Source organism: Flavobacterium notoginsengisoli (assembly GCF_042686225.1).
In the GTDB taxonomy this organism is placed as follows: Bacteria; Bacteroidota; Bacteroidia; order Flavobacteriales; family Flavobacteriaceae; genus Flavobacterium; species Flavobacterium notoginsengisoli.
In genome coordinates this window covers 100,181-116,978 of sequence record NZ_JBHUOT010000006.1, presented here as the reverse complement: position 1 = coordinate 116,978, position 16,798 = coordinate 100,181, and the positions used below count along the sequence as shown (strand labels likewise).

Genomic DNA, 16,798 nt, shown 5'->3' with positions numbered 1-16,798 from the left:
AGTAAATGTTTTAGAAAGTCATTTATAAATTCCGATTGACCAACAATTGATTTGGCGTTTTTATTTAATAAAAAATTTAAATAAGGGTATATTTCTAAAAAAAGTAAAATTTATTATTAATAATTTTCTTTTTATTTTGCTAGCCATTAGAGCATTAAGAAATGTGTAAATTATATTATACTATTTGATGTGGAATCCCGTAAGGTTTTGCTTTGGGGTTGTGTTAGGTTTGTCACGAATAATAAAAACAAATTTAACCAAATCAAAATGAAAAAAATTTTATGCCTTTTTGGTGCTTTAGCACTAGTTTTAACATCTTGTTCAAGTGATGATTCTTCATCAGAATCTGCAGATGCAGTATTATTACCGAAAAAAATTACTGAAACAACTGTAGAAGATGGACAATCTGGAAGTCTTACTTACACTTTGTCTTATGACGGAAACAAATTGAAAGAAATCTCTCTTTCAGATGCTTCAAGATCTGCTTATACTTATACAGGGAATCAGATTACTAAAGTTGAATTGTTTAGATCAGGAGTTTTATACGCTACAGAAGTTTACGCTTATGATGGTGAAAAGCTTGTTTCTAAAATTACTACAAGAGAAGCTAATAAAAGTATTCAGGATAAATTAACTTTTGTTTATAACGCAAACGGAACAGTTAATGTGAACCAATCTCAAATCATCGACAGACAAGAAATTAAATATGATACAACTACTCTTTACACTCTTACAAATGGAAATATAATTTCTTCTGAGCTGATTGATGGAGTATTGGTAGAAAAAATAACAAGTACTTTTGATACTAAAAAAAGCCCGTTTATTAACATTACTGGAGTAAAAGCTTTATTAGATTTAGATTTTAATACTGGATTTGACTTTTATTCAGCAAATAATACAGTAAAAAATGTTACAGTAACTTATAGCAGTAATGGTGCAGTTACTCAAACTGCAACTGTAGAGACTAAGTATAAATACAACAATAGTAATTACGCTACTGAGATATTTGCTGGTGATGCACAAGATTCATACAAATTAGAAATTGCTTACTAATTTAGTTTTTAAATAAAAACAATCCCCAATTAGTTAAAAGCTGATTGGGGATTTTTTTTGATCTTACTTGAATTTGAACTTTATTTGTGAATAAAAAGGTATTATTTTAGTATTATATTTTCCCTTTTTTAGAAGACCATTTTACAACTCCATTGTAAATCAATTGAAGATCTCCATCATCTTGCAGATGTAAGGTTGCACCCGGAAATCCGGGAGTATCAGAGGTCCAGGTTATTTGTTCAGGCGCAGTAAAACCGGAAGTATGACCTTTGATAACCAAATTCCCGTCTAATTGTAAATAACAAGAAGATCGATTACTGTATCTTGAATTTCCTTCCTGCCAGATTATTCTATTATTGGCTAAATCTTTTATGGAGAGCATTCCAAAATCGAACTCTAAAACGAACAATTCATTAGAAGATTTTATAGCTTGTGTCCAGGGAACAAAATCTATTCTTTCTCCGGATTCTATAACAGATCTAACAGGAAAGGGGTACCATTTATTTATGGATATAATGTCTGTTATTGATAAATCGCTCATTTCGTTGACAGCCACTCCGTTAGTGGTAAGAGAAGCAGGAACATAATAATGCATTATGGAAAGAGGATCGTACTGACTGTAATTAGTAGATTCCGGGCTTTTTATAACAAATTGATCTACCTCGATTTTTGACCATCCATTTAATTCATTGTAATATTGGTATACTTTTGGTAAATCCCAATTTATGGTTGCAACGGGACTTGCATTTTCATGAATGAGTCCTAATGCATGTCCAAATTCATGTAAAATGGTTCTTTTTATTGATGTTTCACTGGAAGATGTTAACGGACCTAAGCGCATAGATTGTTCGCTCGTGTTACCATAAGCCGATTTCATTCCTAAAAGAGACCAGGCTCCATAATTACCAACGTTAAAACCTATTCTAATATCGGCATATTCTTTTGCACTGACATATTCAAATTTTAGATTGGCATATTTTGTCCATTCGCCTGCAATACTTTTTACTTTTTCCTGAACGATGGCATCTCCATCCAGAAATTTAATTTTAATAGTTTGTCCTGTTTGCCATCTTGGCCAGGTTATAATTGCAGCATTTGGTTTTGTTGTAGGATCAAATTTTGAATCCATAAAATTAAAATTGCAAGGCTGCATTTCATTTTCAATGATTTGATTTTCTTCATTATTGCATGAAAAAAATATTGAAAATAAAAAAAGAATTAACAGCTTAGAAACTTGTCGCATATTTAATTTTTGAAAGAAAAAGGCAAAGTTAAAAGAACAGGAAATATCTTTTTAAGACCAGTCTTAAGTATGTCTTATAGTGTTATAATTATGTCTTTTAGTGGAAAGTGTCTTTTACTTAAAAGATTCTTTTTGTAAATGAATTAAATAAATAAGCATGAAAAAGCATTTATGTTATTGCTGTACAATTATTTTTTTGAGTTTGTTTTCCTGCACTACAGAAGAGTACGCGGCAAGTGAAAACAGGATTCTGCCGAAAGTTTTAAAAACAATATATCCAGACAATCCATCAGGGAATTTTGAGACAACTATTTTTTATGATGAAAATAGGATCGTAAAAGTCAGCAATAAATTTGAAAAGATTGATTATTCGTACAATGGTAATTTTATTTCAAGTGAAGTAAAATACAATATTATAAATGGAGAAGAAGTCAAATACTCTGAGACATTTTACGAATATGAAAATGAAAGCTTAAAGACAGTTTCTACAATAATGAACGGAGAACGAACAAGATTTGTTTACAGTAAAAATGATGATGGTTCAGTCAATATGGAAACTTACATTTTTGACACTGAAACTAAAAAAGAGTCAAAAAATCCAGGATTGAGTGTTTTGACTTTTAATAATGGAAATTTAATAAATCTGGTTTCCAATTGGGGTTATAATGATGTAATAACTTGTTCACGATTTCAATATGACGGACAGCATAATGCATTCAAAAATGTATTAGGATTTAAGCTGCTTTTGGGTCAGAATATTTTTGGTTCTGAAGTCAATATCTCTTCACCAAATAATCTGACGAGACATACTGATTCTCCAATTGTTTCCGGAAATATTGTATTCGAACCGTGTGCAAATACAATGACTTATGAATACAATAAAAAAGGGTATCCGACAAGACAAACAATTTACGATTATACAGGTAGAATTATCAATATTACAGAATACATCTATTGAGGTTTTCTTGTTTTAGCTTTATGCTTAATTTCCAGAATTGCTACAAAAAGTTTTTTTTATATTAAAATAAGGTAAGATTTTATTGCTTTTTTTGATAGGTTTGATTTATTTTTGAGACAACAAATCTAACCTGCTAAAAAATGAAAAAACTAGTAATCCTTTTTACTGGATTATCTCTAATTATAAGTTCTTGTACCAGTGAAGACGGTGCTGAATCAGGAGATACTTCTGTTTTACCAAAAACAATTTCTTATAAATATCCTAATATTTATTTAGGAACAAATACCACAAGTAGACTTACTTATAACGGAAATAAAATTGTTAACAGTATCGATGAAGATTCAAAAACGGTATTTACGTATACTGGCGATTTGATTACCAAACAAGAAGTATTTGATGTAGATCAACAAGGAAAGGAAACCAAAGCAGATGAAGTTGTTTACACATACGAAAACGGAAAACTAAAAAACAGAATTTTTAAGGAAGGTATCACTTCTAAATATCCTGATGGACAATATATCCTGAAAACGATTTACAATCATACTTCTAACGAGTCAATTTCTTATATAAATTTTAAGGTTGATAAAGATTCTAAAGCAGAAATTAAAAGCAGTGAAGGAAATTTGACTTATAAAAATGGAAATCTTATAAAAGAGCAAATTACCAGCAATTCTGTAACAGTAACCAGGGATTATGATTACGATGCAAAAAATAATTCTCTTAGAAACGTAACAGGTTTTAGTCTGCTGTTAAACGAAATCAGTGAAATTGGTAGAAATAATATTGTAAAAACAACTTTCAAATCTTCTGAACATTCTAATACCGCTATTTATTTAACAAGTTATATTTATAATGATAAAGATTATCCAACAAGATTTACTTCATACGATAGTTCAGGTGTTTCAATTGAATACGAAATAGAATATACTTATTAATTTAAAGGATTCATGAAAAACCAAATACTTTCTGTATTTGGTTTTTTTATTGCTGATAATTGGCGAAATTCGTGTTCAAATAAAATCTCATGCAATTCAGAACTCAGATTCCAATTTCAAAAAGTAATAATTCAATCGATTATAATTCGAAGATACTTTCCATTGGTTCTTGTTTTGCAGAAAACATGGCAGATAAATTCGATTACTTTAAATTTCAAAACGAAACCAATCCGTTTGGAATTATCTTTAATCCGGTTTCTATAGCCAAATTATTTGAACGAGTTTGTAAAGAACAATGGTTTGAAGAAAAAGATGTTTTCTTTCACAATGAACGCTGGCATTCTTTTGAAGTACATTCTGATTTAAGTAATATCGACAGACAAGAATTGCTGGAAACTTTAAACAAAGCAATTTCAGAAACGAACAAACAATTAAAAGAAGCAACGCATCTCATTATCACTTTTGGAACTTCCTGGATTTACAGAATTCTTGAAAAAGATGAAGTAGTTGCCAATTGCCATAAAGTACCTCAAAAACAATTTTCAAAAGAATTATTATCCGCAGAAACGATTCAAAAAAGTATTCAAAATACAATTAAATCGATTCAAACTTTAAACCCTAAAATCAATTTTATTTTTACGATTTCTCCAGTTCGACACATAAAAGATGGGTTTGTAGAAAATCAATTGAGTAAATCGCATTTATTTACCGCTTTGCATGCTGTGCTAAAAACTGAACACTCAAAGCCGAACACTGCATACTTTCCATCCTACGAAATCATGATGGATGAACTCCGTGATTATCGTTTTTATAACGAAGATATGCTGCATCCAAATCAAATCGCAATAGATTATATCTGGAAACTTTTCAGTGAAAATTATATTTCACAAGAAAGTACGGCAACAATGCAGGAAGTAGATGAAATTCAAAAAAGTCTTCGCCACAGAAGTTTCAATCCGGAATCTGAACAGCATCAAAAATTCTTAGCAAAACTCCAGCAGAAGATAAATCGATTGGGAGAAAAATTGCCTCATATTAAATTCTAATCATATCTGCACGTTTAGTGAGCTATTTTTTTTAATCTGTGGCAAGAAAAAATATTTCATTAGATATTAATCACGCAGCTATAAAAAAAACTTCGCGTCTTAGTGCCTTCGTGGCAAAAAACAAACAATAAAATTTTAGAATAATTCCTCATAATTATGTAAATTGTTAAGGTTTAAAATTCACATTTTTGTAAGATGTGTAATCCTGCTTTTTTCAGAAGCAATTAATCTAATCGATTTTATTGACGTATGAATAAGAAACCCGCTTATTTTATCAAAAAAACATTTCGTATCCTCATGTGGTGCGTGGTTTCTGTAGTTGCACTTTTATTACTTCTTATCATTTTAATTCAGGTTCCGTCGGTTCAAAATTTCGTTAAAAACAAAGCGATAACCTATCTGGAAGGCAAGATAAAAACTAAAGTCTCTCTTGATAAAATATTAATTAAATTCCCTAAAGATGTAGTTCTGGAAGGTTTCTATTTTGAAGATCAAAAAAAAGATACTTTGCTGGCAGGTAATAGATTAGAAGTCGATGTTGATCTTTTTAAATTGGTTAGCAGCGAACTGGAAATCAATTCTGTTTCGCTAGAAAATGTGAAAGCCAATATTTCAAGAAACAAAGACGGCGCTTTCAATTTTGATTACATCATCAAAGCTTTCGAATCCAAAGAACCAAAAGTAGAGGATCCTGATGCAAAACCTTTCAGGATTTCGGTGGTAAAAGTAAATCTGGATAAGGTTAAATTCAATTTTAAAGATGATTTTGCCAAAAATGATATTCGAGTAAACCTGACTCATTTTGATGCCAAATTCAAAAAGTTTGATCTCGATCAGATGGATTTTAATATTCCAACAATCAATTTAAACGGATTAAAAGTAGTTTTAGATCAGGATGTAGTCGAAAAAATTGCTGAGGTTTCGGTAAAAACGGTTGATACGATTTCAAAACGTCCCGATTTTAAATTGGCTTTAGATAAAATAGCTTTATCTAAAATCGATATTTTATATGATAATAAAGATTCAAAACTCAATTCGGGCATTCGTTTAGGAAACTTAAATTTAGCAGTAAATGAAATTGACCTAAACAAACAGCTTTTAGATTTTGATACTTTCGAAGTAAAAAATCTGAGTGGAAATTTACGTCTCGGAGCAAAAGACAAACAAATTCAAACTCCAAAATTAGATTCAACAGCCATAAAACAAGCGGGCTGGAAAGTAAAATTAAAAGAAACGAATCTTGAAAATATCGCTTTCAAATTTGATGATATGCAGTCCAAACCCAAGACAAAAGGAATTGATTATGCGCATATCGATTTGAGCAGGTTTAATTTTCAGGCAGAGCAATTATATTATGGAAATGATACCATTTCGGGTAATATAAAAACACTTACTGCAAACGAAAAAAGTGGTTTACAGATTCAGGCTTTAAAAACCAATTTCTTTTACGGACCAAAAAATGCATCCTTAGAAAATCTATATTTAAAAACCCCGCAAACCTTGGTGCAGGATAAAGTTAAAGCCGAATACAAATCGCTTGACGCATTGCAGAAAGATTTAGGAAATCTGGCCATTGATGCCAATTTAAATCAGTCTAAAATTGGTTTCAAAGACATTTTATTGTTTGTACCGGATCTGCAAAAAACAAATCCGTTTAAGAGTAATCTAAATGCCATTTTATATGTTGACAGCCGTGTGAGCGGAAAAGTAAAAGATTTAAATATTTCAAAGTTTGAAATGAGTGGTATTGGTTCTACAAAAGTTTCCCTTTCGGGGAAAATTGCCGGACTTCCTGATGCTCAAAAAGCATACTATGATTTGAATATTAAAAAGATTTCAAGCACAGCAAAAGACATCAATATGTTTGTACCGGCTGGAACAATTCCAAAAAATATTCAATTGCCTTCGCAGTTAAATTTACAGGGAAAATTTAAAGGTTCGGTTCAAAACTTTAAAACTAATCTGGCTTTAAACAGCAGTTTCGGAAATGCAAAAGTGGATGCATTATTTGATCAACGTATTAAAAAAAGAGAAAAATACGATGCCACGGTTTCCTTAAATGAGTTTGATCTTGGCCGATTAATTAAAAATGATTCCATCGGAAAAATTACGCTTAAAGCGAAAGTTAAAGGAAATGGTTTAGATCCTAAAACGGCAAATGCTTTCGTCGATGGAATTGTTCAAAAAGCAGTTTTCAACAGATATACGTATAAAGATTTAACGCTGAAAGGAAATATTGAAAACGGTTCTTTTGCAGTGAAATCAGGAATGGAAGATCCAAATCTGAATTTCAATTTAACAGCTTCAGGAGATACAAAAGATAAATACCCAACAGTAAAACTAAAATTAAACCTGGATATAGCCGATTTAGAAAAACTGAATCTGCACGCGGGACCAATGAAGCTTCGTGGAAATGTCGATGCAGATATTACCAATAGTAATCCTGATTACTTAAACGGAAAAGTATTTCTTTCGAATGTGCAGATTTTACAAGACAAAGAACCAATTGTTTTGGATTCCGTTCGTGTAATAGCATTTTCAGATAATACGCGAAATAATATTAAAGTTTCTTCTCAGTTTTTAAAGGCGGAAGTTGACGGAAAATACAAATTGACGACACTTGCCGCAGCGATGAAAAAGTCGTTGTCTAAATATATCGATTTGAAAAGTCCGAAGGTAAATGGAGAATCAGACGAACAAAGATTGGCTTTTACGCTAACAGTAGACAACGATCCGATTTTGTTTAAGTTGGTCCCAAAACTGACAGGTTTAGAGCCGATTAAAATTACAGGAAAATATAATAATGTAACAGATTCTTTAGAAGTTCGAGGAACAATTCCGAGAATTACTTATGCTGATAACACGATTTCTGACGGAAAAATAAATATTGAAGCAAAAGAAAATGCATTAGAATATTCTATATCAATCGCTACAATTGAAAGCGGTTCGTTAAAAATTCCGTTTACAAGTTTAACAGGACAAGTACAGAATAATATATTGACTTACGCGCTTGATGTTCAGGATGCTAAGCAAAAGCAACAGTATTATATCGCTGGCGAATTTAAAGCAGAAGATTCTAAAAACATCTTAAAATTAGATTCTGAAAATTTCATCTTAAATTACGATAAATGGAATGTTGATCCGGAAAATGCAATCGAATTTGGAGATAAACGACTTTATGTGAACAAATTCAATTTGAACAATAACGGAAATGAATTAAAAGTTCAGTCTCAGGGAACGCAGGATAATGCACCTTTGCAAGTTGATTTTGTAAATTTCAAAATCGAAACCATTATGAATATGGTTAAAAAAGAGGAACTTTTAATGCAGGGTTTAATCAATGGAAATGCCTTAGTTGAAAATGTGATGACCAGTCCAACTTTTACCTCAGATTTAAAAATAGATGATTTTACTTTTAAAGGTGAAAAAGTTGGGGATTTAGAAATAAAAGTAGACAATAAAACGGCCAATACGCTGTCTGCAAATGTGGCTTTAAGTGACGAAGGAAACGACTTGAAACTTACGGGAGATTATCAAATTGATGCCGGAAATTTTGATTTTGATGTTGATATCAATAAACTGAATATTAAAAGCATTCAAGGTTTCAGTATGGATAATATCACCGAAGGAAAGGGATATTTATCTGGGAATTTTAAAATAACGGGAAATACTGCTACACCAAAAATTGATGGAGAACTGAATTTTAACGAGGCCGCTTTCAGAGTAACGCAGTTGAATTCTTATTTTAAAATTGGAAACGAAAAAATTACGTTTAATAACGAAACTATTTCATTTGATAAGTTCTCTCTTTTTGATGAAAATGATAATGAATTGTACGTAAACGGAAATATTAAATCGGCTGATTTTAGAAAATACAATTTTGATTTATTAGTTGAAGCAAACGATTTTAGAGCAATTAATTCGAAGGCAAAAGACAATGATTTATTCTACGGAGATTTATTTTTAGATACAAAATTAAATATCAAAGGAGATCTAGACAGTCCTGCAATTGATGGAACACTTAAAATCAATAAAGAAACCAAATTTACAGTAGTAATGCCGCAGTCCGATCCTTCTATTGCAGATCGGGAAGGAATTGTAGAATTTGTGGATGAAGATAATGCGTATCTCAAACAAACGGTTGATATGCAGAATAAATTGAATCAGTCAGAATTGAAAGGAATGAACGTAAACGTTGCCATTTCAATTGATAAAGAAGCACAATTAACGTTGCTGATTGACAAAGCAAACGGCGATTATTTAAATCTGAAAGGAGAAGCAGAACTAGTTGGCGGAATCGATCAGTCTGGAAAAACAACGCTGACTGGGAAATATGAGTTTTCGGAGGGTGCTTATCAAATGAATTTTAATGGAATAAAAAGAAAATTCGATATTCAGAAAGGAAGTTTTATTACCTGGAATGGTGAGCCAACAATGGCAACTTTAAATATTACGGCGATTTACAAAGTAGATACAGCTCCAATTGATTTGTTAGGAAATCAATTAAAAGGTGAATCTCAGACGGTACAAAATACATACAAACAGAAACTTCCTTTTCAGACTTTACTGAAAATGAATGGAGAATTATTGAAACCGGAAATTTCTTTTGGAATTGTACTTCCTGAAGGCAATTATAATGTTTCTTCGGATGTTGTAGAACTTACTCAGGCGAAATTAAAACAATTAGAACAAGACCCGGCAGAATTAAATAAACAGGTTTTTGCACTTTTATTGCTGAACAGATTTGTGGGCGAAAATCCGTTTTCAAGTGAAAGCGGCGGTACAAATGCAGAATCTTTTGCAAGACAAAGTGTGAGCAAGATTCTTTCGCAGCAATTAAATAATCTTGCAGGAGATTTAATTACAGGATTTGAAGTCAATTTCGATTTAGAATCAACCGAAGATTATACGACAGGAACCATGCAAAACAGAACCGATCTGAATGTTGAGGTTTCTAAAAAATTATTAGACGATCGATTAAAAGTCACAGTTGGAAGCAGTTTTGGAGTTGAAGGCCAGGAACGAGCAAATGAAGAAAGTACAAACATTGCGGGAGATGTGGCATTAGATTATCAGCTAACAAAAGATGGAAGATATATGGTTCGTGCGTATCGTAAAAATCAATATCAGGTTGCAGTTGAAGGTCAGGTTATAGAAACTGGAGTTGCTTTTGTAATTACAATGAGTTACAATAAGTTCAGGGAGCTTTTTCATCGTACAGAAGAAGAAAAAGAATTAATTCGAGAAGAAAAAATTCGCAAGGAAAAAGAAAAGAAAAAGAAGCAAGAGGCCAAAGAAAAAGAAAAACTGGAGGAGAACGAAGAAGAAAATCAAATAAAAGGAAATGAGCAAAAAACATAATCATATAAAAGTATTTTATATAAAGTGTATCGCACTGCTTTCTATGTTTTTTGTTGTGGGTTGCAGTAATACAAAATATCTTCCCGAGGGCGATTTACTTTACACAGGAGGTTCGGTGACCATAAAAGATTCGATTATGAAAAAGAAAGATCGAAAAGCTTTAGAGGCTGAACTTGAAGATTTATTGCGTCCAAAACCGAATAAACAAATTTTTGGTTTACGCCCGAAATTATTGATTTACAATCTTGCCGGAGAACCAAAAAAGGAAAAAGGAACAAGATATTGGCTTCGCAATAAAGTTGGAGAAGCGCCCGTGCTTTTCAGTCAGGTCGATTTAGATTATAATGCTTCGGTTTTACGAAACTTTGCCGAAAACAGAGGTTATTTTAAAGTTAGAGTCAGCGCTGATTCGACTGTTAGTAATAAAAGAGTTACAGCAGAATATACGGTTACGCCAAGAAAACAATACATAATAAAAAGTGTGACTTTTCCAGATGATTCTTTGAAAATGTCTAAGATCATTGCAAAAAGTCATAGAAGAAGTTTACTGAAAGTAGGAAATCCGTATGATTTGGATGTTATCAAAGCAGAAAGAGAACGAATTGATGCGCGACTAAAGGAAAAAGGTTATTTCTACTTTAACCCGGATTATATTTTAGCAAAAGTGGACAGCAGTAAAGGAGATCATGAAGTAAAAATCAGATTGGTTATAAAAGATGATACACCTGTTAAGGCTTTGACAGCTTATAAAATTGACAAGATTTTTGTGTATCCAAATTATTCTCTTACGAATGATAGTGCGGTTTACAGAAAAAGAAATATTACGCAATACAAGGATTTTACGATAATTGATACGACAGATACCTTTAAACCAAGAATTTACGACCGAACAATTTACTTTAAAAAAGGCGATGTTTACAACCGAAAAGATCATAATTTGACTTTAAACCGATTTGTAAATCTTGGCACTTTCAGTTTTGTTAAAAATGAATTTAAACCTTCAGACTCTATTCCGAATGCTTTAAATTCTTATTATTATCTGACACTTTTGCCTAAGAAATTTATTCGTGTTGAAGTAATCGGAAAAACCAATTCGGCAAGTTATACCGGAACAGAATTAAACGTAAACTGGAACAATCGAAACTTTTTTAAAGGAGCAGAACTATTTACCGCTTCGGTTTTTGGTGGTGCTGATTTTCAATTAGGAGGTGCTAATAAAGGAAAAAATATCTATAAACTCGGAGGCGAAGTCAGTTTGACCTGGCCACGATTTATTACGCCTTTTAATATTGAAGGAAACAGCGAATATGTACCGAGAACAAAAGCAACCATACGTTACGAATATCAAAAAAGAACACAATTGTATGCATTGAATTCTTTTAATACTTCGTTTGGTTATTTATGGAAAGAAAACATTCGCAAAGAACACCAATTGAATGTAATTGATGTAACATACGTAAGTCCAAATCATGTTACACCAGAATACATGGCAGATATTGAGGAAGATGAAGCGCTAAGAAGAGTAATAGAAAAACAATTGATTTTTGGTCCAACCTATAATTTCACCTACACTAATACAATGCAAAAACGCCGAAAAAATACCATCTATTTTAACGGTGAATTGGATTTGGCAGGAAATATTACAGGTTTGGTTACAGGGGCAGATTATCCCAATAATGTTAAAAATATATTTGATGTTCCGTTTAGTCAATACGTAAAAATTAGAACTGATTTCAGACATTATTTAAAACTAGGAAAAGAAAGTGAATTAGCCAGCAGATTAATCCTCGGTGCCGGATTTGCGTACGGAAATTCGAATGCGCTGCCAACTTCAAAACAATTTGTTGTTGGAGGAACCAATAGCATCAGAGCTTTTGGGGCAAGAACTTTGGGACCGGGTAGTTATGTTATTCCGCCACCAACAAACAATAATTTTACACCAGATCAATCAGCCGATTTAAAGTTAGAATTCAATACAGAATATCGTGCAAAATTATTTAGTATCGTAAGAGGCGCCGTTTTTTTAGACGCCGGAAATATTTGGCTTTTACATGCCGATCCTAATAAACCGGGAGCTGAGATTTCAAAAGATTTTATGAAAGAATTGGCTGTTGGAGCAGGAGCAGGTTTACGTTTCGATTTATCATTCTTAATCCTGAGAACAGACTTAGCAATTCCGCTTAGAAATCCTTCTTTGCCAGACGGACAACGCTGGGTTATTGATGATATTAATTTCGGAAGCAGTTCCTGGCGAAAAGACAATTTGATTTTGAATATTGCGATTGGATATCCGTTCTAGGTTTTTTGCCCCTGCCGATAGCTATCGGGATCACGAATTTTCACAAATTCACTATGCTGACTATAAATAATTTTAAAAGTGGAATTTGAAGAAAATAAAAAATAAGTATTAAAAAAAATTAGCGGAAATTCGTGAAATTCGTGGCGAAAAAAAATAAAAAAGAAGTAAATTGGTCTAAAATATTTTAGAGGAATGCAAAACTTAATCAAAAGAATTATAGGAGTTGGAGTTGTCGTTTTAGTCATTGTTCTGGGGTTTAAATATTGCCAGTTCAAAAAAGAAGACGATTCAGATATTCAGTATAATACCAATTTAATTCAGCAGCAAATTCTAAATGTTGGAAAGTTAGTTGTCACCGAAGGACATTTCTCAGAAGTTATTACTTATAAAAATCAGCAGAAGTATTTGATGGATATGGTTTCTTTTGAAAAGAAAGCATTGGTTGTGGTAAATGCAAATGTTACGGTTGCTTACGATCTGCATCAAATGAAATATGATATAGACGAAAAAAACAAAACAATCACAATTTTAAATATTCCGAAAGAAGAAATCACAATCAATCCGGATATTCAGTTTTATGATGTGGAACAAAGTAAATTAAATCCGTTTACAGGAGATGATTATAATAAAATCAATAAATCGGTAAAGGCAAACTTAGCCAAGAAAATCGAAAAATCAACCCTAAAAACAAACGCCCAAAACCGATTAATAAGCGAATTGTCTAAGATCTTGATTTTAACCAATTCAATGGGGTGGAAACTGCAATACAACGGAAAAACTATTGAATCGGAAACCGAGTTGACTCAGGATTTGAAGTTGTGAGATTTGCCACAAAGGCGCAAAGGCACAAATTTTTCTATCAAATAATGTTTTGAAATTTTTTATTGAATTGCCTCCTGCTTTAGCTGGAGGAAAATTAAAAGACACCTAGAAGGGCTTTAGCCAAAAAAATGATATTTGGCTAAAGCCTTTTTTTAATTTCTTAATGAATACCTGTAGCTAAAGCAGGAGGCATTCAAAAAATCTTTGCGCCTTAGTGCCTTTGTGGCAAATTATCAAAAATCAAATCCAACCCACCCACAATTAAATGAGCAACTTCAGGACGTTTTTCTTTCAATTGATCTAAGTGAACCAATACTTCCTGAAGCAATTGTTTTTCATCAGAATCCTTCAAAAGCTCAGTAATTTCAACAGACAACAACCAATCATTTGAATGATTGTCTTTAAGCTTTTCAAAAACACTTTTTAGTTCTGTTTTAGAAGTTTTTTTAGTTCTGATTTCACGAACAGTTGCATATAAATGCTCCAATTCATCGCGTTCATCAGTATGTTTTGCTTTGATTGTTTTAGTTGAAGGAACAATATTAATTAGATCAAAACTATTTACATCGGCTGGACCAGAAAACGCAGAAATCACTTTTTTACCGATTGCCATATCATAATTACCCCATTCCGGCTGAAATAAAATAGTTTCGCCATGAGTAACCGTACAGTTTTTAAAACTAATCAGAATAATTTCTCCGTGTAAATTTCGGGATCCTGTAATAATTTCACCTTCTACAATAATATTACCTTCAAATTCCAGTTTTATTTTTTCACCTTCTACAATGCTATAAGCCTGTAAATCCTTAGGACTCATATCTTCAATAGCCAGATTAAAGCCTTTCAATTTTCCAATCGGACTTCCAAATCCGTGTGGGTGTGTAAGGGTTCCGTGGCCAACTAATTCTTTTTCGCGGTAAGCCAAAGCTGTTTTTCCAGTAGTTTGGATATAGACCGGTTTTCCTTCTTCTTCAATTACATTGGTAAAAACGCCTGAAATTTGTAATCCCGTACTCAATTCAATTGTTCCCAAAGCATTCGATTGAATCAGTTTTTGGATTCCCGAAAGACCTCCGGTGCGTAAAGCCATTTTATTGGCAAATTCTTCCAGAATCAAACTCAAATGAGAAAAAGTTGGTGTTACATATAATTGAGGTTGCAATTGTGTAATATCAAAATTCTGATTGGCAGCCGAGATATCATACGGGATTTTCTTTACATTATCTGTCATACAATGTGCACTTTCACCAATAGAAGAAAGCAATCCGGCACCATAAATTTTTGGGTTTTCAACTGTTCCAATTAAACCATATTCGACAGTCCACCAATGCAGGTTTCGAATTTGTGCCATTTCAGACAATTCGCCCATATCATTTTGTAAGTCGGCAACCGCTTTTTCAGCTTCGTCGATTTTTTCCTGTGGCGTGTCTTCGGCTTCTTTTAAAATAGAAAGCAAACGAATTGCCTCATACATCTGATAATCTTTATGAGAAGAAATCGCTTTACATCCAATCTCACCAAAACGTCTTAAATATTCTGCATATTCAGGATTGGCAATAATAGGAGCGTGGCCGGCACCTTCGTGAATGATGTCAGGAGCGGGAGTATATTCAATATGTTCTAATTGTCGGATATCCGAAGCAATAACCAGAACATTGTAAGCCTGGAATTCCATAAAAGCATTTGGCGGAATAAATCCGTCAACCGCAACTGCAGCCCAGCCAATTTCACTAAGAATTCGGTTCATGCCATACATACTCGGAATAGAATCAACTTCGATTCCTGTTTTACGTAAACCTTCCAGATAAGAATGATGTGCTACTTTAGAAAGATAATCGACATTTTTACGCATTACATATCGCCAAACCGCTTGATTGATAGGAGTGTAGTCGCTATAATCCTGAGGTTTGATAAATTGCTGTAAATGTTTAGGCAATCTTTCTAATAACGGATTGGTTTCAATATTTGGATTCATTTCGAAAACGTTGTAGATTAGAATGTAAAATTACGAATTTAGACCGCTATTTTTTGTAATTTATCACAATATTTTTATTCGAAAATGCCTTTTATTGCGTTTTTGTAGGTTTTTAATGAAAACGTAAGTCGTGGTTTTTAACAGTCATTATTTTCAAAACTTACTCTTTCCATTGTCTGCTCATATTTTTCGGCGTCTTTTTTAGTCATTGCGGCTTCTTTGAACTCTACTTTTAATTGTTTTTTAGCATCAGGACTGATCCATAAACCGCTGAAAGTATTTCCGTTTTTCTGTACAATCAAAACTCCGGTGAAATTGTGTTCTACCATAACAAATTCATTTTCTTTCTTTTTACCCTGAGTAGGATAAATTTGAATCCAGTTATTTGATTTATTGTAACGATACATTGCGGCATACATTAAATCGGCATTACACTGATTTTCTTCTGTTTGAATGTAAACTGTTATAGGGGTTTTTCCGTCAATAGTTCCTTTGTACAAATTGGAGATACGGGATTGAGATTGTGCGTTTAAATGATTTAAAAAAGAGAAACAGATTAGAAACAGCAGAATAACTTTTTTCATTGTAAGTATTGAATTGGTTTTTGATAAAATTTGGGTCAATCAAATTTATTTAATTTAAATCATTAACCAAGTTATAACTAAATATTTTTAAGATTTACCTGATGAATTTCGTAATTCATTTTCCGCATTTCTAAAATATTCAATTTTATGACTGAACATAAAAGCCATGTTTGTAGCACGCATTTTGGCTTCTTCAGTAATAGGACCTGCAAACTGTGAATCTATTGTTGTATTAAAAATAGCAATCCATCTGTCAAAATGAGTTTGGTCAACAGGCAATTGTTTATGCGGAGGAAAAGGCGTTCCGGAATAAGCACGGACATCAAAAAGGATTGTCTGCCAGAAATTATACATTTTTTGTAAATGAGGTTCCCAGCGATCTTGTAATTTATCATTAAAAATAGGACCAATCAAGTCGTCTTTTCTAACATTTGCATAAAAGCTGTTAACCATTTGCTGAATGTCTTCTATAGTGGAAATATCTTTTAAATCTGCCATTTTATTTATTCTAAAGTTAAGCTG

General features: G+C 32.4%; 11 protein-coding genes. 7 read left to right on the top strand and 4 right to left on the bottom strand.

Features of this window, described 5'->3' with window-relative positions; all coding sequences use genetic code 11:
- The first annotated feature begins 267 nt into the window (after positions 1 to 267).
- Complete coding sequence (locus ACFS3A_RS14760; protein WP_379826349.1) at positions 268 to 1,053, top strand: hypothetical protein; 786 nt, start codon at positions 268 to 270, stop codon at positions 1,051 to 1,053.
- Positions 1,054 to 1,165: 112 nt separating this feature from the next.
- On the opposite strand, the gene ACFS3A_RS14755 is transcribed toward ACFS3A_RS14760, so the two are convergent.
- Positions 1,166 to 2,182 (bottom strand): matrixin family metalloprotease, encoded by a 1,017-nt coding sequence (locus tag ACFS3A_RS14755; RefSeq protein WP_379826348.1) that lies wholly within the window; start codon positions 2,180 to 2,182, stop codon positions 1,166 to 1,168.
- A 271-nt stretch (positions 2,183 to 2,453) separates the two neighbouring features.
- Here ACFS3A_RS14755 and ACFS3A_RS14750 point away from each other — a divergent pair, with 271 nt between their 5' ends.
- From ACFS3A_RS14750 to ACFS3A_RS14725, 6 genes are all read left to right on the top strand, one after another.
- The gene (locus tag ACFS3A_RS14750; protein WP_379826347.1) at positions 2,454 to 3,254 is read left to right on the top strand and encodes a hypothetical protein; all 801 of its coding nucleotides are present in this window, start codon (positions 2,454 to 2,456) and stop codon (positions 3,252 to 3,254) included.
- Between the two features lie 140 nt (positions 3,255 to 3,394).
- Positions 3,395 to 4,189, top strand: coding sequence for a hypothetical protein (locus ACFS3A_RS14745; protein ID WP_379826346.1), 795 nt, complete (start codon positions 3,395 to 3,397; stop codon positions 4,187 to 4,189).
- Positions 4,190 to 4,278: 89 nt separating this feature from the next.
- Entirely contained in the window at positions 4,279 to 5,235 is a 957-nt protein-coding gene (locus ACFS3A_RS14740; RefSeq protein WP_379826345.1) for a GSCFA domain-containing protein, read from the top strand.
- 249 nt (positions 5,236 to 5,484) lie between these two features.
- Positions 5,485 to 10,596 (top strand): translocation/assembly module TamB domain-containing protein, encoded by a 5,112-nt coding sequence (locus ACFS3A_RS14735; RefSeq protein ID WP_379826344.1) that lies wholly within the window; start codon positions 5,485 to 5,487, stop codon positions 10,594 to 10,596.
- Positions 10,580 to 12,895, top strand: a complete 2,316-nt coding sequence (gene tamL, locus ACFS3A_RS14730) for a translocation and assembly module lipoprotein TamL (RefSeq protein WP_379826343.1) — start codon at positions 10,580 to 10,582, stop codon at positions 12,893 to 12,895. The genes ACFS3A_RS14735 and tamL overlap by 17 nt, the downstream gene beginning before the upstream one ends.
- A 192-nt stretch (positions 12,896 to 13,087) precedes the next feature.
- A complete protein-coding gene (locus tag ACFS3A_RS14725; protein ID WP_379826342.1) occupies positions 13,088 to 13,717 on the top strand; it encodes a DUF4230 domain-containing protein in 630 nt (209 codons plus the stop codon).
- A 211-nt stretch (positions 13,718 to 13,928) separates the two neighbouring features.
- Here the strand turns inward: ACFS3A_RS14725 and ACFS3A_RS14720 are convergent, their stop codons facing one another.
- From ACFS3A_RS14720 to ACFS3A_RS14710, 3 genes are all read right to left on the bottom strand, one after another.
- Positions 13,929 to 15,692 carry an aromatic amino acid hydroxylase gene (locus ACFS3A_RS14720; protein WP_379826341.1) on the bottom strand — a complete coding sequence of 588 codons (1,764 nt, stop codon included), beginning with the start codon at positions 15,690 to 15,692 and terminating at the stop codon, positions 13,929 to 13,931.
- Positions 15,693 to 15,829: 137 nt separating this feature from the next.
- Positions 15,830 to 16,276, bottom strand: coding sequence for a hypothetical protein (locus ACFS3A_RS14715; RefSeq protein WP_379826340.1), 447 nt, complete (start codon positions 16,274 to 16,276; stop codon positions 15,830 to 15,832).
- A gap of 87 nt (positions 16,277 to 16,363) precedes the next feature.
- Positions 16,364 to 16,774, bottom strand: a complete 411-nt coding sequence (locus ACFS3A_RS14710; RefSeq protein ID WP_379826339.1) for a group III truncated hemoglobin — start codon at positions 16,772 to 16,774, stop codon at positions 16,364 to 16,366.
- Positions 16,775 to 16,798: the final 24 nt, after the last annotated feature.

Bases quoted from the DNA above. Each gene is read 5' to 3' on its own strand.
- ACFS3A_RS14725 (WP_379826342.1), top strand. From the start codon at position 13,088: ATGCAAAACTTAATCAAAAGAATTATAGGAGTTGGAGTTGTCGTTTTA.
- tamL (WP_379826343.1), top strand. From the start codon at position 10,580: ATGAGCAAAAAACATAATCATATAAAAGTATTTTATATAAAGTGTATC.
- ACFS3A_RS14735 (WP_379826344.1), top strand. From the start codon at position 5,485: ATGAATAAGAAACCCGCTTATTTTATCAAAAAAACATTTCGTATCCTC.
- ACFS3A_RS14750 (WP_379826347.1), top strand. From the start codon at position 2,454: ATGAAAAAGCATTTATGTTATTGCTGTACAATTATTTTTTTGAGTTTG.
- ACFS3A_RS14755 (WP_379826348.1), bottom strand. From the start codon at position 2,182: ATGGATTCAAAATTTGATCCTACAACAAAACCAAATGCTGCAATTATA.
- ACFS3A_RS14760 (WP_379826349.1), top strand. From the start codon at position 268: ATGAAAAAAATTTTATGCCTTTTTGGTGCTTTAGCACTAGTTTTAACA.
- ACFS3A_RS14715 (WP_379826340.1), bottom strand. From the start codon at position 16,276: ATGAAAAAAGTTATTCTGCTGTTTCTAATCTGTTTCTCTTTTTTAAAT.
- ACFS3A_RS14710 (WP_379826339.1), bottom strand. From the start codon at position 16,774: ATGGCAGATTTAAAAGATATTTCCACTATAGAAGACATTCAGCAAATG.
- ACFS3A_RS14720 (WP_379826341.1), bottom strand. From the start codon at position 15,692: ATGAATCCAAATATTGAAACCAATCCGTTATTAGAAAGATTGCCTAAA.
- ACFS3A_RS14740 (WP_379826345.1), top strand. From the start codon at position 4,279: ATGCAATTCAGAACTCAGATTCCAATTTCAAAAAGTAATAATTCAATC.
- ACFS3A_RS14745 (WP_379826346.1), top strand. From the start codon at position 3,395: ATGAAAAAACTAGTAATCCTTTTTACTGGATTATCTCTAATTATAAGT.